The organism is Kitasatospora sp. NPDC042419, assembly GCF_056437345.1.
In genome coordinates this window covers 68,686-90,178 of record NZ_JBWKAW010000005.1, presented here as the reverse complement: position 1 = coordinate 90,178, position 21,493 = coordinate 68,686, and the positions used below count along the sequence as shown (strand labels likewise).

Genomic DNA, 21,493 nt, shown 5'->3' with positions numbered 1-21,493 from the left:
TCGCCGCCGCCCGTTCCGCCTGCTACTACCGGTCCACCCGCCGGGCAGGACATGCCACGGCTTCCTCCTATCGTACGGGGAACCGCCCAGCTCGGCCGAAACGGGCAGCTCGGGCGGGATCAAGATCACAGGCCGTTCACCCCTCCGCTACCCCCGCGCCCACCCCACGTCCTGCAGGCGCGGCGGGCCGAAGCCCCAGACGCCCGCACCCGCGAGGCCCGTGCGGACGGCCGTCAGTTCGGGGCGCTGGAACAGCGGCACCGAATGGCCCAGCTGCCAGATCCGGACGTCCGCCTCCTGGAGGAGGGCCGCGCGGGCGGCGGGGTCCACTTCGGCTGCGGCACGGTCGAAGAGCCGGTCGATCTCCTCGGTGCCCGCCCGGGCGTAGTTGACGCCGGTCCGGAGCTCCCCGTCGGGGCCGGGGCGGGGCTTGGCGTAGACGGCGCGCTGCTCGGCGGCCGGGCCGGGGCCGGCCGGCCAGGAGAAGAGGGCGAGGTCGTAGTCGCCGACGGCCAGGTGCTCGCGGACGAAGGTGTCGGTCGGCGCCTCCGTCACCCGGACCGCGATCCCGGCCGCGCGGAGGTCCGCCACCACCGCGTCCGCGGTGCCCCGGGCGGTGGCGGAGCCGGCCGGGGCCAGCAGGGTCAGGACGAGCTCCCGGCCGCCCCGGGCCCGGGTGCCGCCGCCGGCGGGGGCCTTCCAGCCCGCCGCGTCCAGCATCCGCCCGGCGTCGGCGGTGCCGAGCGCGTCGGCGTTGTCCCGGTAGCCGTCCTGGTCGCCGGTGAGCAGGTGGTGGCCGAGCGGCACGGCGGGCAGGCCGAGCGGCGTGAGCGCGGCCTCGGCGGCGTGCCGGCGGTCGACGGCGCGGGCCACCGCGCGGCGCAGGACCGGGTCGCCGAGGGGCTCGCGGGCCGCGTTGAGGGTGAGCTGGGTGAGCGCGGCGCCGGGGGCGCGGTGCAGGGTGATGCCGGGCAGGCTCTGCGCCCGCTGGAGCTCCTGGGCGGCCCCGCCGCCCGCCGCCCCTCCGGCGCCCGCGCCCGCGTGGTCGACGGCGGCCGTCAGCGGGGCGACGTCCAGCCGGTTCTGTTCCAGTTCCCGGGCCCGCCGCTCGGCCGGGGTGGCGAGGAAGTCGATCCGGTCGGCCTTGGCCGGCTCGCCCCACCAGTACGGGTTGCGGACGAGGACGGCCCGTCCGCCGGCCGGGTCGTAGCCGGAGACCAGGAACGGCCCGGCGGTCGGGTGGGCGGCGCCGCCGGGCAGCGGGCGGTCGAAGGCCGCGGCGGTCGCCGTCTCGGCGGCCGGGTAGAGCGGGCCGAACAGGGCGCGCCACTCGCCGTAGGGCTGCCGGAAGGTGACCTTGACCTCCTGCGGGCCGGCGCCCCGGACGATCGAGTCGATCGCGCCGTACCCGGCCGGGCGGGCGGCGGTGTAGGCGGGGTCGAGGCCGGAGAGCGCCGCCCGCTGGGCGATGAAGTCGGCGGCGGAGAGCGGGGTGCCGTCGCTCCAGACGGCGCGCGGGTTGAGGCGGTAGGTGACCACCTGCGGCAGCTGCCCGGGCGGGGTGCACTCGGCGGCGGCCAGGTAGTCGGGGTCGGCCTCCCAGCCGCCGTGCGCGCCGGGCCGGAACAGCGAGGGGTAGAGGGCCCGGGCGAGCAGCGCGGAGTCGGCGGTGGCGGCGGGCTGGTAGACGTTCAGGGTGGCGGGGACGGCGTCCACCGCCCAGCGCAGGGTCCCGCCGTCCCGCACGGTGGAGCGGTCGACCGGGAGGACGTCCCCGGTGACGGCGGCGGGGGCGGCCGGCGCGGGCTGCGCGGGTCCGGGTGCCGGGGCGGTGCCGGCCGGGGCCGGGCCGCCGGAGCAGCCGGCGGAGGCGGCGGAGGCGGCGAGGGCGAGCAGCAGCGCGGCGGCTGCGGCGGGGAGGCGGACGCGCATGGCGGCCATGGAACGCCGCCGCTCCCGGCCGGGCTGCGCCGACACGGCGGCCGCCGGGGGACTGCACTCGGTCGGCCGAGCCGCCGCCCGCGCCGTGCGTACGGCTGCGACGGGCCGGGGCCGGGGACGGACCGGGACTGGCCGGACCGCGACCCTCCTACAGCCCCAGCTCGAACCAGACGATCTTGCCCTTCGGCGTCCGCCGGCTGCCCCAGCGTTCGGCGAGCAGGCTGACCAGCTGGAGCCCGCGCCCGCCCTCGTCCGTCTCCTGGGCGCGCCGCTGCCGGGGCTGGGCGTAGCCGTCGTCCCAGACCTCGCAGACCATGGTCCGGTCGCGCAGCAGGCGGAGCCGGATCTCGCCCCGGCCGTGCCGCAGCGCGTTGGTGACCAGCTCGCTGACCAGCAGCTCGGTGGTGTCGACCAGCTCGTCGAGGCCGCGGGCCAGCAGCCAGCTGCAGGCGAGTTCACGGGCCTTGGCGACGGAGGTCGGCTCGGGCGGCAGGAACCAGTTGCCGACGGCGTCCTCGGGGAAGGCGTGCACCTTGGCCATCAGCAGGGCGATGTCGTCCTCGCCGTGGTGCGGGTTGAGTTCGCCGAGGACGTGGTCGCAGAGGTCCTCCAGGCCCTTGCCCTCGGCGGAGAGCGCGACCCGGAAGGCGCGCAGCCCCTCGTCGAGCTGGTGCTTGCGGCTCTCCACCAGGCCGTCGGTGTAGAGGCCGAGCACGGCGCCGTCCGGGAGGGTCAGCTCGACCTCCTCGAAGGGCTCGCCGCCGACGCCGAGCGGCAGGCCGGGCGGGACGTCCAGCATCCGGGCCGGCTCGCCGGGGCCGAGCAGGACGGGCGGCAGGTGGCCGGCGTTGGCGAAGGTGCAGCGCCGGGTGACGGCGTCGTACACCGCGTACACGCAGGTGGCCAGGTAGACCTCGCGGGCCTCCTCGTCGGCGGTCGAGGTGAGCCGCCCGTACGGGGTGGGCACGGAGGCCGGCGCGGTGTCGTCGCCGAGGCCGCGGGCGATCTCGTCGAGGGCGGTGAGCACCTCGGCGGGGTCGAGGTCGAGCATGGCCAGGGTGCGGACGGCGGTGCGCAGCTGGCCCATCGCGACGGCGGCCCGCAGACCGCGTCCCATCACGTCGCCGATGACCAGGGCGGTGCGGTTGCCGGGCAGCGGGATGACGTCGAACCAGTCGCCGCCGACCTCGGTGTTGTTGTTGCTGGGCAGGTAGCGGCAGGCGATCTCCAGGCCGCTGGCGGCCGGGTTGCCCGGGGGCAGCAGGCTGCGCTGGAGGATCAGCGCGCGCTCGTGCTCCCGGCGGTAGAGCCGGGCGTTGTCGATGCAGACCGCGGCGCGGGCGACGAGCTCCTCGGCGATGGCGACGTCGCGGGCGTCGAACGGCTCGCTGCCGATCGCGCGGGAGAGCTGGACGAGGCCGAGCACCTGGTCGCGGGCGACCAGCGGGACGATCAGGGTGGAGCGCAGCAGCGGGTCGGGCCCGGGCTCGGGGACGACGCTGCGGCCGGTGCGCAGGGCCCGGGCGTGCGGGGAGCGCCGCGGGTAGCAGAGGGTGCCGCCGGCCTCGGCGATCGGCAGGCCGGTGACCGAGCCGAGCACCGAGGAGGCGCCGCCGACCACGCTGGAGACGGCGACCCGGCGCAGCTCGCCGCTGCCGTCGGTGAGCACGCCGTCGCCGTACCGGCCGGCGCTCGGGACGGTCTCGCCGGAGAGCAGCGCAGTGTAGAGGTCGACGGTGGCGAGGTCGCAGAACGGCGGGACGACGACGTCCAGCAGTTCCTTGGCGGTGGTCTCCAGGTCGAGGGTGGAGCCGATGTGGGCGCTGGCCTCGTTGAGCAGGGCGAGGTTGCGGCGGACTCCGTCGGCCTCGCGCTCGGCGACGTGCCGGCTGGTGACGTCGGAGACCTGCCCGGCCACGCCGGTCGGCTGGCCGGCCGCGCCGTTGAGGCGGTAGAGCGAGACGGCCCAGAGCCGGTTGCCCTCACGGGTCGGCACGGTGGAGTGGAAGCGCAGGTCGAAGACGGGTTCGCCGCTGGCGAGGACCTTGCGCAGGGCGGCGGTCAGCCGGTCGGCCTCGGAGCCGGGGAAGAGGTCGTGCGGGGTGAGGCCCTCCAGGTCGGTGGGGGCGAGGCCCATCCCGGAGGCGAAGGCGTCGTTGACGCGCTGGAGCCGGAGCCGGTCGTCGAAGAGGATGAAACCGGTCGGGGTCTGGCCGAACACCGCCTCGGAGGCGGCGAGGTCGGTCTCGATCCGGCGCAGCCGGCCGAGGTCGACCGCGAGGCAGGTGGCGCCGGCGGTGGGCAGCGCGCTGTCGGGCATCAGGTAGAGCTCGGCGAGTCCCTCGCCGCCGTGCGCGTCGCGGTACGGGGTGGTGCCGACCCACTCCTCGCCGGCCAGCGTGCGTTCCAGCCGGGCCCGGCCGCGCTGCCAGAGCTCGCGCGGGACGAAGGTGGTGACCGGGTCGGCGCCGACCGCCTCGGCGGCGGGGACGCCGAAGAACTCGGCGGCGCGCTCGCTCCACTGGCTGATCCGGCCGTCGGGGCCGATCGCGAAGGTGGCGACCCGGATGTAGTCGTAGATCGATCCCGGGTCCCCGGCGCCCCAGTGGTGGTCCTCGGCCACCGGGCGGGCGGCACGGTCGGCGGCCGGGGCCGCCGCGCGCGCGGCCACGAGGGGCACGGCGGGGGCCTGCACGTGTTGGGCACCGGCCTGCCCGGGTACAGCGGCATGACCGCTGCTGCTCGGCGCGTTACGCGCCGGGGTGCTGTTCAACGGACCGACCCCTCCAAACCCGCGACCGTCCGGATGTCGAGAAGACCGAGTATTCATCATCGAGGGGTACGTTCACACGCCCTCAACATCACAACATCAGATCGGGCGAAGGTTTTTGTCCTACCGCCCGCGCAACCACAATGCCACGCTCGCGCCCCCTGCCGGAGCGCGCGCTCCCCCCGGCCGCCTCCCGGCATATGCAGCACCGTTCTCCTCGCGGTCCACTCGCCCGTCCGTCGGGCCTACTCGGCTGCCGACTCGTGGGGCTCACTACCCGGCAGCGCCTGCTCGAACCAGACGACCTTGCCCATGCCCTCGGCCCGGGCCCCCCAGCGCAGCGCCAGCCGGCGGACCAGCTCCAGGCCCCGGCCGCCCTCGTCCGCCTCCGCCGCGTGCCGCTCGCGCGGCGGGTCGGGCAGCGGGTCGGAGATCTCCACCAGCAGGGTCTCGCCGAGCGTCAGCCGCACCCCGATCGGTGCGCTCGCGTACCGGACGGCGTTCGTGACCAGCTCGCTGACCAGCAGCTCGGCGGTGTCGGTCAGCTCCTCGACCCCCCACTCGACCAGCGTCGCGCGGACCAGCCGACGGGCCCGGGAGACGGCGGTCGGCTCGGCGGGCAGCGTCCAGCCGGCCGTCGGGGTGCCGGCCTGCCCGTGGCCCAGCCGGGCCAGCAGCAGCGCGACGTCGTCCGGCTCGCGGCCCTGCTCCATGGTGTCCAGCACCGCCTCGCAGGCGGCCTGGATCGACGCGTACGGCGCCTCCAGCACGGTGAGCAGCCGGCCCAGGCCCACGTCCAGGTCCTTGTCCCGGGACTCCACCAGGCCGTCCGTGCAGAGCGCCAGCAGGCTCCCCTCCGGGATCTTCAGCTCGACCGCCTCGAACGGGACGCCGCCGACCCCGAGCGGGGCCCCGGACGGCAGCTCCAGGATCCGCCCGACACCGCCGAGCAGTGGGCCGCCGGTCCGGGTCGGCTCGTCGGCGCCCTCCCCCGGCACGATCAGCACGGGCGGGATGTGGCCGGCCTTGGAGACGGTCAGGGTGGCGGTCGCCGGGTCGAACACCGCGTACACGCAGGTGGCCAGCAGCGCCTCGTCCGGCCCCTGGGCGAGGTCGTCGGCCAGCTCGTGGACGTGCCGCAGCAGCACGTCCGGCGGGAGGTCCAGGGCGGCCAGCACGCGGACGGCGGTGCGCAGCCGCCCCATCGTCGCGGCGGCCCGCAGCCCGTGGCCCATCACGTCGCCGACCACCAGCGCGGTGCGGTCGCCGGGCAGCGGGATGACGTCGAACCAGTCGCCGCCGACCTCGGTGCCGCTGCTGCCCGGCACGTACCGGTAGGCGACCTCGACGCCGGTCGGCTGCGGGACCTGCTGCGGCAGCAGGGTGCGCTGCAGGGTCAGGGCGGCGGTGCGCTCCCGGGCGTAGAGCCGGGCGTTGTCCAGCGAGGAGCCGGCCCGGTCGGCGAGCTCGACGGTGAACGCCAGGTCGTCCCGGTCGAAGCCCTCCCGGTAGCCGGCCCGGCTGACCAGCAGCAGGCCGATCACGATGCCCCGGGCGCGCAGCGGCACCACCAGCATCGAGTGCACGCCCAGGTCGTGCGCCGCCTGCATCTTCGGATCGCCCGGGTAGGTGACGTCGCTCAGCTGGTCGGCGCCGGAGAGCAGCTCGGGGACGCCGGTGCGCAGCACCCGGCCGCAGGCGGAGTCCTCGGCGAAGGTGATCCGGGCACCGCGCCGGAGCATCACCTCCACCTCGGGGCCGTCCTGGACGGAGGCGGTGCCCAGCTGGAGCAGCGAGGTGCGCCGGTCGTGGCCGTGCCGTGGCAGGTCGTCGCCGTGCGCGACGGCCTGCAGCAGGATCACCGCGGCGTGGTCGGTCAGCCGGGGGACGACCGCGCCGGCCAGCTCCTGCGCGATCCGCGAGGCGTCCAGCAGGTCGCCGACCCGGGAGCCGAACTCGTTGAGCAGCGAGAGCCGGCGCCTGGCGTGCTCGACCTTCGCCACCGCCCGGTAGCGCTCGGTCACGTCCATGACGGTGCCGGAGATGCCGAGCACCCGGCCGGCCCGGTCGGTCATCCGGCTGTACGAGATCGAGCGGTAGCCGGAGCGCGCGGTGATCGGCGAGGCGAGGGTGACGTCGATGACAGGCTCGCCGGTGGCCAGCACCTGGCGCTGGATCGCGGTGATCTCGTCGGCCGCCCGCTCCGGCAGGGTCTCGCCGGTGGTGCGGCCGACGTGGTCCTCCGACACGACGCCGTTCATGTCGGCGAGGGTCTGGTTGACGGCGGTGTAGCGCAGGTCGGTGTCGAGGATCGCGATGCCCAGCGGGGACTGCTCGAACAGCGCGTCCCGGACGGCGAGGTCGTGCTCCACCGCCCGGACGGCGGCCGCCTCGGCCAGGTTGACCTGCAGGAACGGGGTGCCGTCGCCGTCGACGAGCAGCGAGATCCGGGCGTCGACGAGCACCGGCTCGCCCTCCCGGTCGCGCAGCTCGGCCAGGCCGGACCAGCGGCCGTTGCGCAGCGTGTCCTGGATCGCGGCCCGGATCCGGACCACCTGGTCGGCGTCCGGGATCAGCTCGTCGATGCGGCGGCCGACCAGCAGCTCGTTCGGCCAGCCGAGCAGTTCCTCGGCGGCCGGGCTCCAGAGCACCACGCGGCCCGCGGTGTCCAGGATCGCGATGGCCACCTTGACCACGTCGAAGAGGGTGCCCTCGGGGTGGCCGGCGGTGCCGGTGCCCGGGCCTGCCGCGGGGCCCGGACCGGGACCGGGGCGCGGGCCGGACTCCGCCCGGGGGCCGCCCCCTCGGGCGCCCGCCGCGGCCCCTGCCTGGGTGCTCCGCGGCCCGCCGGGGAACGGCCGGCCGGGCCTGCTGCGGACGCCGCCCGGCGGCGGCGCGTCGGGCACCACCAGGGACGGCGCGGGCTGTGCCGGCACCGGACCCTCGGGCGCGCCGCCCTCGCCGCGGCGGCGGCCCGCCGGCGGCTGCGCGGCCCGGTTCTCGCCGCGGTTCCCGCCGCGGTCCTCGGCACGGCTCGCGCCACGGCGCAGCCGAGCCCGGGCGGCGGCGCTCCCCCCGGCGCCCGCCCGTCGCGCTCCCCCGCCACCGTTATCGGTATTCGACACCGACGGGGCCTCCGGCTCTGGTCGGGATCGGCGTCGCCGGCTGGGGGCGGCTCACCGATGGTGACGAATAGTGCCGAAAAGTGACATACCCAGCAGAACCAAGGCTATCCCGGCCAGCGCGTCGGCTTTTCCGATTGCCCGACCCGCCGCCCCACGCGTCGCGCGGTCGCCCCGCCCCCGCCCGGGCCGGATCCGCCCGCGGGAGGGGCGCGCCGGGGACCGTCGGGCACCGCCGGACACCGCCGGGCGGCATCGGGGACCGCCCGGACTCAGGGCCGGGGCCGGGGCCGGGCCTGCGGCGGCCGCGGCGGGGACCGGAGCTCAGGACACGCGGGGCCGGGGCACGCGGGGCAGGGCACGCGGGGTCAGGAGGCCAGGAGGCGGGCGACGTCCGGGAGCACGGCACGGTCGTGGTCGAGCCAGTCGACGTCGGACAGCTCGGCCGGTCCGAGCCAGCGGAGTTCGTCGTGGTCCTCCAGCGGGCGCGGGTCCCCGGAGAGCAGCTCGGCGGCCCAGAGCCGCAGTTCCAGGCCCGGCCGGACCAGCCACGAGCCGGGCAGCCGGGTGAGCGCCCGGGCCCGTACGCCCAGCTCCTCCATCAGCTCGCGCTCCAGCGCCTGGGGTTCGGTCTCGCCGGGCTCGGCCTTGCCCCCGGGGAACTCCCAGCGGCCGGCCACCTCGGCGGGCGCGCTCCGCCGGGCGGCGAGCACCCGCCCCCCGTGGATCAGCGCGCCGCCGACGACGATCCGGTTCTCTGCCGCGCCGCCCGCGGCCGGCTGGTCGATGGCCTTGTCCATGGCCGTCGACCCTAGCGCGTCCCGCGGGTTTGCCCGGGCCGCGCTACTCGTCCGGCCCCCGCGTCCGCGACGCCCCGGCGGGCTCGGCCTCGACCCAGTACAGCTGCTTGTGGCCGCGCGCCTCGAACTCGGCCGCCAGCCGCTCGGCCGCCTCCCGCTCCACGCCGCCGACGACCAGGAAGCGGTTGCCGTTGTCGTCCTGCCGCATCACCCGAAAGGTGTCCATGGCCGTCAGCCTAGGGGCGTGCCGGGTGGAGCCGGGTGGGACCGGATGGGGCAGGTCGGGCGGGGCCCCGGGTGCGCGGGCGGCACGGCGGCGTAGGGGCGTGCCTTCCGCCGGGGGCCGGGGCGCGTCACAGCACGGCGCGCGCCCGGGGCCCGCCGGGCGGCCGGCCCCGGCCCGCGTGGGGGTCGGGTCGGGGCCGGCCTGCTCGGGACGCTACGCCCGGTTCGCTACCGCCAGGTACGGACGCGGTTAACGGCCGGTAAGGAAGTTACCTCCCGGTAGGAATCGGCTCCACCCGGCTGCCCGCCGCGGCCCGCCCCACCCGGCCCCGGACCGTCAGACCTGGTACTTGGCGATGTGCTCGCCCGTCTGCAGGCCCAGTTCGCGCCGGATCTCCGGCGTCCTCTTGTCGGTCTTCGCGATCAGCGCCTCGGCCCGACCCACCTCGCGCTGCAGCACGACGTCGTCGACGGACCTGGCGGCCGCGTCCCAGATGTTGGCGGCCTCCAGCTGGTTCGCGGCCAGCTCGGCCGTCATCGGCTTGACGCCCGCCGGCCAGACCACCGTGGGGCTGACGACGTCCGCGGCCTCCTTGCGGGAGGCGGCGGCCATCTGCTGGGCCCACGCGCGGAACGCGGCCGCCTGGACGTAGACCTCGGCGTCCGGCCGCTTGGCGTACGCCCTCTCGAAGTCGCGGGCGGCCGCCAGGTAGCCGATCTGGGCCGGATTCAGGCTGCCCCGGTCGGTGCGGACGGTGCCCAGGTGCTCGGCGGCGGTGTCCTCGAAGAGGCAGACGACGTCGTGGTAGCCCGCCGACCAGTTCTCCCGGCCCGGGTAGAACTGGGTCTCGACCATCCCCTCGGGCACCGCCCAGAAGTCGAGGGCGTACGCGTCGCGGACCGGCTCGCAGAGCCCGACGGCGCGCTCGCGCACCGCGATCTCGCCCGGGTAGTCGGAGCCCAGGGCGCCGGGCATCGGGACGATGCCGGCCACCTCGGCGTGGTGCGGGGCCGAGCAGCGCACCTTGGACACCCAGTAGACGACGTCCACGTTGTCGTCGTCGTCCGCCCCCTGGCCGCCCCTCACCTGGTTGAAGCAGTCACCGGTCTGCAGGGTGTCCCACGAGACCGCGCCGGACGGCCGCGCCGGCATGCGGCTCTCGGCCTCGGACTGGATGCCGGTCACGAAGACCCCGATGAACGCGACCAGGGTGACGATCACCCCGAACACGCCGAAGACCAGGCCGGTGACCGCCATGCCCCGGCCGCGCTGGTTGCGCTTCGGGATCTGGACCAGCGCGACGATCGCGAAGACGAGGGCGAGCGGCCAGAGGCAGAACAGGCTGGTGACCAGGGCGGCGACGGAGAAGCCGTTGGTGCCCGTGGGGGCCTGCGGGTAGGCGAACCCGGGCTGGAACCCGGACTGCGCACCGGGCGTGACGGCCGCCCAGCCGGAGGCCGGCGGGGCGGCGTGGGGCGGCGCACCCGCGCCGGGGGCGCCCGGGGCGGACGCGGGGGCGACACCGTCCGGGGCGGCCCACGGGTCGGCGGGAGCCGCCGCGGGAGCAGCAGCGGCGGCGGGGGGAGCGGCGGGAGCCATACCGGCCGGGGCGGCGGGAGCGGCGGGGGCGGCCCACGGGTCGGCCGGGGCCTCCTCGGCCGCCGGCCGGGCCGCGGCCTCGGGTGCCGGCTCGGGCGCGGGTGCAGGCGCGGGCGCCGACTCGGGCTCGGTCGCGGGTGCAGGCGCGGCTGCGGTGCCCGACCCGGCCGTGGGCGGAGCCGCCGGCTCGGCCGAAGGTGCGGTCGCCGGCTCGGCGACCGGCTCCGCCCCGGGCCCGGCCGTAGGCCCGGCCACCGGCTTGATCAGCTCAACCCGCAGGTCCGCGGGCCGCGGAACGTCGTCGGGCTCGGGCTTGGACACGTACGACTCCCCCGGCCCGCAGGTCACGGGCCCTACTCGGCAGTTCGGCTGGAACGGCCCACGGGCGGATCGCCGCGATCAGGGGATCGCCGCGGTCACGGCAGTCCGTGGGAACAGGCGCGCGACTCTACCCGATCTTGAGAAACACTCATGCGCCTTTCCCCGCCCGCCGCCCGCCACCCCACGACCCGCCGCGCGGCCGGGGTCACCCCCTGGCCAGCACCTCGCCGTGCAGCATCGCGAACCAGCCGTCGCCCGCGGCCGCCCACTCCCGCCACCCGGCCGCGATCCGCTCCAGCTCGGCCTGCTCCGCGTACCCCTCGGCCGCCGCGGTCCGCCCGATTCCCGAGTCCACGATCCGGTCGGCCCACAGCCCGCCCCACCACTCGCGCTGCTCGGGCGTCGCGTACGTCCAGCTGCTCGACGTGGCGGTGACGTCGGCGAACCCCGCCTCCCGGGCCCAGGACAGCAGCCTCCGCCCGGCGTCCGGCTCGCCGCCGTTGGCCCGGGCGATCCTCCGGTACAGGTCCAGCCAGCGGTCCAGCTCGGGCGACTCCGGGTACCAGGTCATGGTCGCGTAGTCGACGTCCCGGGCCGCGACCACGCCACCGTCGGCGGCGACCCTGCGCATCTCCCGCAGCGCGCCCACCGGGTCGGCGACGTGCTGCAGCACCTGGTGGGCGTGGACCACGTCGAACCCGCCGTCCGCGTACGGCAGTCGGTGCACGTCGGCGACCTCGAAGACGACGTTCCCCAGGCCGCGCTCCGCGACGTGCCGGGCGGCCGCCTCCAGTACCTCGGCGGAGGTGTCCACGGCCACCACCCGGCCGCCGGGACCGACCAGTTCGGCCAGCTCCGCGGTGATCGTGCCGGGGCCGCAGCCGATGTCCAGCACGGCCTGCCCGGGCCGCAGTTCGGGCTGCAGGTAGGCGGCGGAATTGGCCACGCCCCGGGAGCGGTGCGAGCGCAGCACGGACTCCTGGTGGCCGTGGGTGTAGACGGCGGGCTTCGGTGCGGTCATGGTGACGTCCCCTTCGGGTGCGGTCGGCTCCTCGTCGCCCCCGACGCTACTCCTCGTCCCGTATGACGAGAAGGATCGTCTCATCTGTCGAACGTTTCGCGGCCGCACGAAGGCCCCCGTCCGCGCGCGGCGGACGGGGGCCGATCGGGCCGTGCCAAGGGTCAGTTGACGGTGAACCAGGTGGTCCGGGACTTCTTCCACTCCGGGTGGGTGAGGTCCTTGGCCTCGGTGCCGTCGCCGTAGAGGTCGGCCGAGCCGTCGTCCGTGATCAGCTGCGCCCGGGCGCCGGGCGCGGTGAGGTCCGGGACGTCCACCACGGACTCCCAGCCGCCCGCGTCGGTGGTGGGCAGGTCGAGCAGCTTGACCGGCTGCGAAGCGGGCTGCCCGTCCCAGCGGTAGAGCGCGTACGGGTCCGAGTTGTCGTCCGCCGCCCAGGATCCGGCCACGATCAGGTACTGGCCGAGCGCGTTGCGCCGCAGGTCGCGGACGGAGAGCCCGCCGAGGTTCAGCTCGATCGGCTCACCGAACGTCGCGTGCACCGAACCGCCCGGCAGCGACGCGAAGTTGGTGACCGGCACGATCAGCGCCCGGCCGCCGGTGACCGCCGGGGCGAGCGGCGCGCGGAAGCCCACGTACGCGGTGGTGGTGCTGCCCGGCGCGAACTCCAGCCCCTCCACGTTGAATCCGTCGATCTGCTTGGGCACCTCGCCGGACGCCGCGCCCGCCGCGAAGCCGTAACGGTCGCCGTGCGCGCGGTCCCAGGCGATCAGGTCGGCGCGCAGGCCCTTGTACGAACCGGCGAGCGCCAGCTGGGTGGTGGCGCCCGAGCCGGTGACGGTGGTGGCGAACACGGTGTGCCGGTCCGCCTTGATCTCGCCGTCCTTGTTGTTGCCGAGCGAGCCGGTCCAGTAGACCGTGTTGCCGACCCGGGTGGCGCCCTCGATGTCGATCTCCTTGGAGACGCCGAGCGCCGAACCGAAGTCCCAGGTGCGGACCGGCGCCCCGGAGGCGTTGCGGTCGTACAGCCGCAGCACGTTGGACTCGTCGTCGGCCACCACGACGTACCCGCCGCCCGCGTCCACCGCCGCCGAGGCGTCGCTGGAGCCGGTCAGGTACCGGCTGGCGGCCGAGAACTGCACCGCCGGCGAGGCCGCGTAGTGCAGCGTCTTCGACGCGGTCTTGCCGCCCAGCCCGGTGACCTTCACGGTGAGGTCGGTGTAGCCGACGCCCTGCGCGGCGACCGCGAGGGTGCGGGCGGAGCCGGTGCCGGTGACGGTGACGTCGCCGGTCCGGGCCACGGAGGCGCGGGTGCTGGTGGTGGCGGCCACGGTCAGCGCCGACGCCGAGGCGCCGCTCTGGGCCACCGTGACGGTGACGGTCGGGTCACCGGTGGCGCCGACCGCGCCGGACAGGTAGCCGGCGGAGAGCGTGATCGTCGGGGTGCCGTAGGACGCGGCGGAGACGGGTCCGGCGGGCAGCGCCAGCAGCGGCAGCGCGGCCGCCGCGACGGCGAGCGGCAGCAGGCGACGGGACGGGCGGGTGGGACGCGGACGGGACACGGTGACAGCCCTTCGACGTGGGGCGGTGCGAGGTCCGGACCAGGGTGGGGCCCCTCGGCGAACGCCGCCCCGACAGCAGCGGGCCACCGGGCGAACACCGTCCCTCGCGCGGACCCGGCCGCCCGCCGGGCCGTACCGTGGACGGGCACCCGACAGAACGGTCCCACGATGCCCGCCCCCCGCCCCTTCGTCCTGCTGAGCGCCGCGATGTCGCTCGACGGACACCTCGACGACGCCTCGCCCGATCGGCTGCTGCTCTCCAACCCGGCCGACTTCGACCGGGTCGACGCGGAGCGCGCCGCCTGCGACGCGATCCTGGTCGGCGGCAACACCCTGCGGGCGGACAACCCCCGGCTGCTGGTCAACGACCCCGACCGGCGGGCCGCCCGGCGCGCGGCAGGCCGGCCGGAGCACCCGCTGAAGGTGACGCTCAGCGCGAGCGGCCGGCTGGACCGGTCGCTGCGGTTCTGGCACACCGGCGGCGCGCGGCTCGCCTACACAACGGACGCGGGCGCCGCCGTCCTGCGTCCGGCCCTGGACGGGCTGGCCGAGGTGGTGACGCTCGGCGCGGCGGTGGAGCTGGGCGCGGTGCTCGACGACCTCGGCGCACGCGGAGTGCGCCGGCTGATGGTCGAGGGCGGCAGCGGGGTGCACACCCAGTTCCTGGCCCAGGGCCTGGCCGACGAGCTCCAGTTGGCGGTCGCGCCGCTGCTGGTCGGCGACGCCGGTGCGCCGCGGTTCGTCGGGCCGGCCGCCTTCCCCGGCGGGCCGGGCCACCGGATGCGGCTGCTGGAGGCCCGTACGGTGGGCGACGTCGTCCTGCTCAGGTACGCCCCGAAGGAGCCCAGCCCGTGACCGACCCGCGCCCGTCGACCGACCCGCGCCCGTCCGCCGACCTCGCCTTCCTCCGCCGGGCGGTCGAGCTCTCCCGCCGCTGCCCGCCCTCCGCCACCGCGTTCTCGGTCGGCGCGGTGGTCGTCGGCGCCGACGGCACGGTGCTCGCCGAGGGCTGGAGCCGCGAGACGGACCCGCACGACCACGCCGAGGAGGCGGCGCTCGCCAAGCTCCCGCCCGGCGACCCCCGGCTCCGCGGCGCGACCGTCTACAGCTCGCTGGAGCCCTGCGGGCAGCGCGCCTCCCGGCCCTCGCCGTGCGCCCGGCTGCTGATCGCGGCGGGCGTCCCGCGGGTGGTGGTGGCCTGGCGCGAGCCGGCCACCTTCGTCGCCGACACCCAGGGTGCCGCGCTGCTGGAGGCGGCCGGCATCGAGGTGGTGGAGCTGACCGAGCTGGCCGAGGAGGCCCGCGCGGTCAATGCGCACCTGCTGGGCTGATCTTTTGTATCCTGGTTGAACAATAGGCTCGGATTTCCCGACCCTGAACGATCTGCCCCGCGAGGAGCCGCTCCATGCCCGCCTCCCCCGTCTCCTTCACCACCCGCGCCCTCCTGCTCGACATGGACGGCACCCTGGTCAACTCCGACGCCGTGGTCGAGCGCTGCTGGCGGCGCTGGGCCGACGCACAGGGCATCGACCCGGCCGAGGTGCTGGCCGTCGCCCACGGCCGCCAGGGCCACGCCACCATGGCGGCCCTGCTGCCCGACCGCCCGGTGGAGCTCAACCTCGCCGACAACGCCCGGATGCTCGCCGAGGAGAAGGCCGACACCGACGGCGTCGTCGCGGTCCCCGGCGCCGCCGCCTTCCTCGCCGCCCTGGCCGACCTCCCGCACGCCCTGGTCACCTCGGCCGACGAGCCCCTCGCCCGGGTCCGGATGGCCGCCGCCGGCCTCCCGCTCCCGGCCGTCCTGGTCACCGCCGAATCGGTCGGCGCCAGCAAGCCCGACCCGGAGGGCTTCCTCAAGGGCGCCGCCGCCCTCGGCTACGCCCCCGCCGACTGCCTCGCCTTCGAGGACTCCGGGGCCGGCATCGCGGCCGCCCTGGCCGCGGGCATCCCCGTCATCGGCATCGGCCCGCGCGCCGCCGCCCACGGCCCCGCCGCCCACGCGGCCACCCTGGAGGCCGTCACCGTCACCCCGGGGCCCGACGGCACGATCACCGTCACCGTCGCCTGACGCCGGAGCGGGGGGCAGAACGGGACGGGGCGGGGCCGGCGCCCGTCGGCACCGGCCCCGCCCCCGTCGGCCGCTCGGGTCACCCCGGCAGGCCCGGCCGCCCCGGCGGCCCGATCGCTCCGGCCGCTCAGCAGCGGGCCCGGTCGGCCAGCCAGCCCGCCATCGCACGGACGCCGAACCCGATGGCCCGCTCGTCCGGGACGAAGGTCTCGTAGTGCGGGTAGCTCGTCTCGATCCCCGCCCCGGGGGTGCGGACCCCGAGGAAGGTGTAGGTGCCCGGGATCCGCTCCAGGAACAGCGCGTAGTCCTCCCCGTTGAACGGGAAGGCCCCGTGGTTCACCGTCACCCCGCGCCGGCCGAGGACGCGCCGCAGGTGGCGGGCCAGCGCCTCGGTTTCGTCCTCCGGGCAGACCAGGGCCGGGAACGGGTCCCTCGGGAACGTGACCGCCGCCCCCGGGTACGCCTGCACCAGCCGGCGCAGCTCCTCCCGGATCCCGGCGTTCCGCTCCGGCGGCCAGCACCGGAACTTCGCCTCGACCACGACCCGGCCCTCGGCGTCCGGCTGCTTCCCGAGCCTGGCCCCGGTCACCAGGAACCGGGTCAGCGGCCCGTTCGGGGTCTGCACGTCCGCGACCATCTTCTCCAGGTCCGCGGGCAGCCGCGGCAGCGCCACCGTGGAGAGCGCGTTGATCTCGCCCACCAGCCGGGCAGCGGCCCCGGCGGCGTCCGGGCCGCCCACGGCGACCACCAGCGAGTCCTGGCCCGGCAGCCCGGTGCCCGGAGTGACGGCGAACTGCCCCACCGGGTACGGCCCGGTGTGCAGTGCGTGGATCTCCTCGGCGCCGGTCCTCTCCAGCCAGCCCTCCTGGATCATCGCCCGGGCGCCCGCCAGGCCCTCCTCGCCGGGCTGGAAGAAGAAGGCCACCGAACCGCTCAACCGGTGCCGCAGCTGCGCCAGCACCTCGGCGACACCGACCCCCACCGTGGTGTGGATGTCGTGGCCGCAGGCGTGCCCCGCCGGGCGGCCGTCCTTCTGCGGCATGATCCCCGGACCCGGCACCGCGTCCATGTCGGCCCGGAAGGCCACCGTCCGCCCGGGGCGCGCGCCCCGCAGCACGGCGACCACGCCGGTGGCGGGGCGCTCCGTCCCGTCGGCGGCCGGGATCCGGCCGACCCCGGTGGTCACTTCGAGACCCGCCGCCCGCAGCCGCGCCGCGACCACCCCGGCGGTGTACGTCTCCGCCCCGGTGACCTCCGGGTGCAGGTTCAGGTCACGCCGCAGCGCGACCAGCCCCCGGTCGAGCCGCGCGGCGACGGCGTCCACCGCCGCCTGGTCGATCGGGTTCCGCCGGCCCGCCGGCTCCGCCTCCGCCGCGGTGCCGGTCGCCAGCACCGCCCCCACCCCGGCGGCCGCCCCGCCGAGCAGCGTACGGCGCCTCAACGCGGGCCCGTCCGAGTACGTCATGTCTCCCCCAGGTGATCATCATGAACCTGATCACCAGTCAACCAGCCGCCCCCGCAGCCCCACCAGTCCTTTCCGGCCCCGCCAGCCCCATCAGTCCCATCAGCCCCCGGAAACCACGACCGCCCGGCCACCGCGCGAACACGGCAGCCGGGCGGTCCCGGTCACGACAGGGGCGTCAGACGTTGAAGCGGAACTCCACGACGTCGCCGTCCTGCATGATGTATTCCTTGCCCTCGATGCGGGCCTTGCCCTTGGAGCGGGCCTCGGCGATGGAGCCGGTCTCGACCAGGTCGGCGAAGGAGATGATCTCCGCCTTGATGAAGCCCTTCTGGAAGTCGGTGTGGATCACACCGGCCGCCTCGGGGGCGGTGGCGCCCTTCTTGATGGTCCAGGCGCGGGCTTCCTTGGGACCGGCGGTGAGGTAGGTCTGCAGGCCGAGGGTGTCGAAGCCGACCCGGGCGAGGGTGGCCAGGCCGGGCTCCTCCTGGCCCATGGACTGGAGGAGCTCCAGGGCCTCGGCGTCGTCCAGCTCGATCAGCTCGGACTCGATCTTGGCGTTGAGGAAGATGGCCTCGGCCGGGGCGACCAGCTCGCGCTGGGCGTTCTTGAAGTCCTCGTCGGCCAGCTCGTCCTCGTCGACGTTGAAGACGTAGAGGAAGGGCTTGGCGGTCAGCAGGTGCAGGTCGCGGATCGGGGCGGTGTCGAAGCCGGCCTCGAAGAGGGTCTTGCCGGTCTCCAGGATCGCCTGGGCGGCCTCGGCGGCGGCCAGGACGGGGGCGGTCTCCTTCTTGAGGCGCGCCTCCTTCTGGAGCCGGGGCAGGACCTTCTCGACGGTCTGGAGGTCGGCCAGGATCAGCTCGGTGTGGATGGTCTCGATGTCGTCCTTGGGCGACACCTTGCCGTCCACGTGCACGACGTCCGGGTCGGTGAAGGCGCGCACGACCTGGCAGATCGCGTCGGACTCGCGGATGTTCGCGAGGAACTTGTTGCCCAGGCCCTCGCCCTCGCTGGCGCCGCGGACGATGCCCGCGATGTCGACGAAGTCGACGGTGGCCGGGAGGATGCGCTGCGAGCCGAAGATCTCGGCGAGCTTGGTCAGCCGCTCGTCCGGGACGCCGACGACGCCGACGTTCGGCTCGATGGTGGCGAACGGGTAGTTGGCCGCCAGCACGTCGTTCTTGGTCAGGGCGTTGAACAGGGTCGACTTGCCGACGTTCGGCAGGCCGACGATTCCGATCGTGAGCGACATGAAGCGCAGTCCCGTGGGCTTGGAGGAGTTGGGCCGGCCCCGGACGGGCCGATCCCCCAGTCTACGGGCAGCCGGTCAGGCCTCCACCGCCGCCGGCAGGGGCTCCAGGAACTCCAGACGGTTGCCGAGCCGGTCACTGGAGTGGAAGCGTCGGTGGCCGGGGAGGTTGTCGTCCCAGACGACCTCGTGCCCGTGTTCGGCCAGCCGGGCGGCGAGCGCGTCCAGGTCGTTCACCTGGATGCCCGGGTGCCCCTTGCGGGAGGGCCTGAACTCCGGCACCACCCCCAGGTGCACCTCCACACCGCCGCCGCGGAACCAGCAGCCGCCGCGCGCCGCGAGCACCGGCGGCTTGGTCAGCTCCGCCATGCCGAGCACGCCGTGCCAGAACGCGCGGCACTCGTCCTCCGCCCCCGCGGGGATGTCGAGCTGCACGTGGTGGAGCCGTTCGAAGCCGAAACCGCTGGTCATGGATCCCCCGATGAAGTTGAGCGACGATCACATCAGTACTCCGTCCGGAGACACGGATCAAGGCCCGGTGACCCATTACACAGTGTGGCGATGATCGGACCGTACGTTGGGTGGGTGGAGCAGAGCATCCGTACCCAGCCGCCAGGGCCCAGACGCCGACCGCCGAACGGCGCGGCCGGGGCCGCCGTCCCCGGGCCCGGACGGGCCCCCGAGCCCGCCGAGGAGCCGGACGGGAGGCCCGCCGGGAAGGGCGGGGGAAGGCCGACGGGGAAGGGCGCGGGGAAGGCCGCCCCCTCCTCCCGGCTACGCCCCGTGGCCGGCACGCCGGAGCGTGCGCGGATCACCGCCCCGCGGATCACCGGCCGGCTCTACGGACGGCGGCGGACCGGACGGCCGACCCGGCTGACGGCGGTCGGCACCGGGGTGGCCGCGCTGGTGGCGACGGTCGCGGTGGCCGCCCTGGACCGGCTGGCCTTCGGCGGCCTCGGCGTCCTGTTCGGCATCGGCTACCTGGTGGTCTGCTTCCAGCTGGCCGTCCGGGTCCGGTTCGCCGACCTGCTGGCCGCACCGATCAGCGGGCCGATCGCCTTCGCCGTCGCGCTGCTGCTGTTCGGCCCGGTCACCTCGTCCGGGGTGACCGCCCAGGTGGTGGCGCTGGCCACCAACCTGGCCACCCGGGCCGGCTGGCTGTTCACCGGCACCGGCCTGGCCGCCGTGATCGTGCTGGCCCGGTTCGTCGCCCAGCACCGGATCCACCGCGCGCGCTGAGGAGTGGGAAGCCGCTCCCACCGGCTTCCCACTCCTCAGCCCGCCCGGCCCGGCGCGAACGCGGTCCCTCGGGTGCAGCCCCAGGCCCCTCCGGTACGAACGGCCGGCCCCTCCGGTGCGGCCCTCGGCCCCTCCGGTGCGGACGGTCAGGCGGAGGCCCGGGCCGCCGCCATGGCCGCGCCGACGATCCCGGCGTCGTTGCGCAGCTCCGCCGGGACGACCCGGGCCTCGCGCCCGCGCAGCAGCGGCAGGAACTTCTCGTGCTTGCGGCTCACCCCGCCGCCGATCACGATCAGCTGCGGCGAGAACAGCATCTCCACCAGGTCCAGGTACTCGTCGACCCGCCCGGCCCACTGCTCCCAGTTCAGCCCGTGCCGCTCCTTGGCCGCCGAGGAGGCGCGCCGCTCGGCGTCCTTGCCGCGCATCTCCAGGTGGCCGAGCTCGGTGTTGGGCACCAGGGTGCCGTCCACGAAGAGGGCGCTGCCGATGCCGGTGCCGAAGGTCAGGACCAGCACCACGCCCTCCTGCGCACGTCCGGCGCCGTGCGCCGTCTCGGCGAGGCCGGCCGCGTCGGCGTCGTTGAGCACCACGGCGGGCAGGTCGAGCGCCTCGCGGAAGAGCCCGGCGGCGTCCACGCCGATCCAGCCCTTGTCGACGTTGGCGGCGGTCCTGGTCTGGCCGTTGACCACCACGCCGGGGAAGGTCAGACCGACCGGCCCCTGGTGGTCGAAGTGTCTGACCACCTCGCGGACGGCGGCGACCACCGCCTCGGGGGCCGAGGGCTGCGGGGTGAGGACCTTGTGCCGCTCCTGGGCGAGCACCCCCCGGCCGAGGTCGACCGGGGCCCCCTTGATGCCCGACCCGCCGATGTCCACACCGAATACCGCCGTCATGACGACTGCCCTCCGCCGAAGTTGTCCACAGGCCTGTGCATGGCTGTGCACGGCTGGCACAAAACTACGAGAGCCCCACCCGCCCCGCACAGCAAGGACCCGGCACCCGTACGGGGGTGCCGGGTCCTGGTGCCGGTCCTAGGGCGTGTCTTGGGGAGTGCGTGCCCAGGCGTCGCGGACCCGGGCTGATCCACAAGACACGCCCTAGCGGAGTGCCCGGGAGGGTCAGAGCTTGCCCGCGGCCTCGGCGCGCAGGTCGCGGCGGAGCTCCTTGGGCAGCGAGAAGGTGAGGTGCTCCTCGGCGGTCTTGACGGTGGAGACGTCGTCGTAGCCGCGCGCGGCCAGGAACTCCAGGACGCCCTCGACCAGGATCTCCGGCACCGAGGCGCCGCTGGTCAGGCCGACCGTGGTGACGCCGTCCAGCCAGGACTCCTGGATCTCCTCGGCGAAGTCCACCAGGTGGGCGGCCTTGGCGCCGTACTCCAGGCCGACCTCGACCAGGCGGACGGAGTTGGAGGAGTTCTTGGAGCCGACCACGATCAGCAGGTCGGTCTCGGGCGCCATCTGCTTGACGGCGACCTGGCGGTTCTGGGTGGCGTAGCAGATGTCGTCGCTGGGCGGGCTGACCAGCAGCGGGAAGCGCTGCTTCAGCTCGCCGACGGTGGCCATGGTCTCGTCCACCGAGAGCGTGGTCTGGGAGAGCCAGACGACCTTGGACTCGTCCCGGACCCGCACGTTGGCCACGTCCTCCGCGCCGTCCACCAGGTGGATCCGGTCGGGGGCCTCGCCCATCGTGCCGACGACCTCCTCGTGGCCCTCGTGGCCCACCAGCAGGATGTCGTAGCCCTCGTCGGCGAAGCGCACGGCCTCCTTGTGCACCTTGGTGACCAGGGGGCAGGTGGCGTCGACGGTGGCGAGCTTGCCGGCGCGGGCCTCGTCGTGGACCGAGGGGGCGACGCCGTGCGCCGAGAACACCACGATCGAGCCCTCGGGCACCTCCTCCGTCTCGTCGACGAAGATCGCGCCCTTCTTCTCCAGGGTCTGCACCACGTACTTGTTGTGGACGATCTGCTTGCGCACGTAGATGGGTGCCCCGTACTGCTCCAGGGCCTTCTCCACGGCGATCACGGCACGGTCGACGCCCGCGCAGTAGCCCCGGGGAGCGGCGAGCAGGACACGGCGCTGCGCGGTGTTGGAGGACATGGCTCCATCGTACGGGCGGC

Annotated in this window: 15 protein-coding genes and 1 pseudogene; 3 read left to right on the top strand and 13 right to left on the bottom strand. The window is 75.5% G+C overall.

Annotation, left to right across the window (positions count from 1 at the left end; genetic code table 11):
- Positions 1–147: 147 nt before the first annotated feature.
- The 8 genes from AC067J_RS12555 to AC067J_RS12520 form a co-directional block, all read right to left on the bottom strand.
- Positions 148–1,932, bottom strand: a complete 1,785-nt coding sequence (locus AC067J_RS12555) for an ABC transporter family substrate-binding protein (RefSeq protein ID WP_478298340.1) — start codon at positions 1,930–1,932, stop codon at positions 148–150.
- A gap of 157 nt (positions 1,933–2,089) precedes the next feature.
- Positions 2,090–4,771, bottom strand: a complete 2,682-nt coding sequence (locus AC067J_RS12550; RefSeq protein WP_478298337.1) for a SpoIIE family protein phosphatase — start codon at positions 4,769–4,771, stop codon at positions 2,090–2,092.
- Positions 4,772–4,956: 185 nt separating this feature from the next.
- Positions 4,957–7,407 (bottom strand): SpoIIE family protein phosphatase, encoded by a 2,451-nt coding sequence (locus AC067J_RS12545; protein ID WP_478298335.1) that lies wholly within the window; start codon positions 7,405–7,407, stop codon positions 4,957–4,959.
- A 794-nt stretch (positions 7,408–8,201) separates the two neighbouring features.
- The gene (locus AC067J_RS12540; RefSeq protein WP_478298333.1) at positions 8,202–8,633 is read right to left on the bottom strand and encodes a (deoxy)nucleoside triphosphate pyrophosphohydrolase; all 432 of its coding nucleotides are present in this window, start codon (positions 8,631–8,633) and stop codon (positions 8,202–8,204) included.
- A gap of 43 nt (positions 8,634–8,676) precedes the next feature.
- Positions 8,677–8,859 carry an SPOR domain-containing protein gene (locus AC067J_RS12535; RefSeq protein ID WP_478298331.1) on the bottom strand — a complete coding sequence of 61 codons (183 nt, stop codon included), beginning with the start codon at positions 8,857–8,859 and terminating at the stop codon, positions 8,677–8,679.
- 336 nt (positions 8,860–9,195) lie between these two features.
- Entirely contained in the window at positions 9,196–10,779 is a 1,584-nt protein-coding gene (locus AC067J_RS12530; RefSeq protein WP_478298329.1) for a DUF4190 domain-containing protein, read from the bottom strand.
- Between the two features lie 205 nt (positions 10,780–10,984).
- Positions 10,985–11,800, bottom strand: a complete 816-nt coding sequence (locus AC067J_RS12525) for a methyltransferase domain-containing protein (protein ID WP_478298327.1) — start codon at positions 11,798–11,800, stop codon at positions 10,985–10,987.
- Positions 11,801–11,961: 161 nt separating this feature from the next.
- Positions 11,962–13,359: a hypothetical protein gene (locus AC067J_RS12520; RefSeq protein WP_478298325.1), complete on the bottom strand. Its 1,398-nt coding sequence runs from the start codon at positions 13,357–13,359 to the stop codon at positions 11,962–11,964.
- A 168-nt stretch (positions 13,360–13,527) separates the two neighbouring features.
- Between AC067J_RS12520 and AC067J_RS12515 the strand changes: the two are divergent.
- Positions 13,528–14,690 (top strand): annotated as a pseudogene (locus AC067J_RS12515) (dihydrofolate reductase family protein).
- Positions 14,691–14,764: 74 nt separating this feature from the next.
- Positions 14,765–15,427 (top strand): HAD-IA family hydrolase, encoded by a 663-nt coding sequence (locus tag AC067J_RS12510; RefSeq protein WP_478298324.1) that lies wholly within the window; start codon positions 14,765–14,767, stop codon positions 15,425–15,427.
- 127 nt (positions 15,428–15,554) lie between these two features.
- On the opposite strand, the gene AC067J_RS12505 is transcribed toward AC067J_RS12510, so the two are convergent.
- The 3 genes from AC067J_RS12505 to AC067J_RS12495 all read right to left on the bottom strand — a co-directional run bounded on the left by AC067J_RS12505 (position 15,555) and on the right by AC067J_RS12495 (position 18,609).
- Positions 15,555–16,892 (bottom strand): M20 metallopeptidase family protein, encoded by a 1,338-nt coding sequence (locus AC067J_RS12505; RefSeq protein ID WP_478298322.1) that lies wholly within the window; start codon positions 16,890–16,892, stop codon positions 15,555–15,557.
- Between the two features lie 175 nt (positions 16,893–17,067).
- Positions 17,068–18,141, bottom strand: coding sequence for a redox-regulated ATPase YchF (ychF, locus tag AC067J_RS12500; RefSeq protein WP_478298320.1), 1,074 nt, complete (start codon positions 18,139–18,141; stop codon positions 17,068–17,070).
- Positions 18,142–18,216: 75 nt separating this feature from the next.
- Entirely contained in the window at positions 18,217–18,609 is a 393-nt protein-coding gene (locus AC067J_RS12495; protein ID WP_478298318.1) for a VOC family protein, read from the bottom strand.
- Between the two features lie 312 nt (positions 18,610–18,921).
- Here AC067J_RS12495 and AC067J_RS12490 point away from each other — a divergent pair, with 312 nt between their 5' ends.
- The gene (locus AC067J_RS12490) at positions 18,922–19,377 is read left to right on the top strand and encodes a DUF6542 domain-containing protein (RefSeq protein ID WP_478298316.1); all 456 of its coding nucleotides are present in this window, start codon (positions 18,922–18,924) and stop codon (positions 19,375–19,377) included.
- Between the two features lie 146 nt (positions 19,378–19,523).
- On the opposite strand, the gene ppgK is transcribed toward AC067J_RS12490, so the two are convergent.
- Positions 19,524–20,270 carry a polyphosphate--glucose phosphotransferase gene (ppgK, locus tag AC067J_RS12485; protein WP_478298315.1) on the bottom strand — a complete coding sequence of 249 codons (747 nt, stop codon included), beginning with the start codon at positions 20,268–20,270 and terminating at the stop codon, positions 19,524–19,526.
- Positions 20,271–20,495: 225 nt separating this feature from the next.
- On the bottom strand, positions 20,496–21,473 hold the full coding sequence (locus AC067J_RS12480; protein ID WP_478298313.1) for a 4-hydroxy-3-methylbut-2-enyl diphosphate reductase: 978 nt from the start codon (positions 21,471–21,473) through the stop codon (positions 20,496–20,498).
- Positions 21,474–21,493 lie beyond the last annotated feature (20 nt).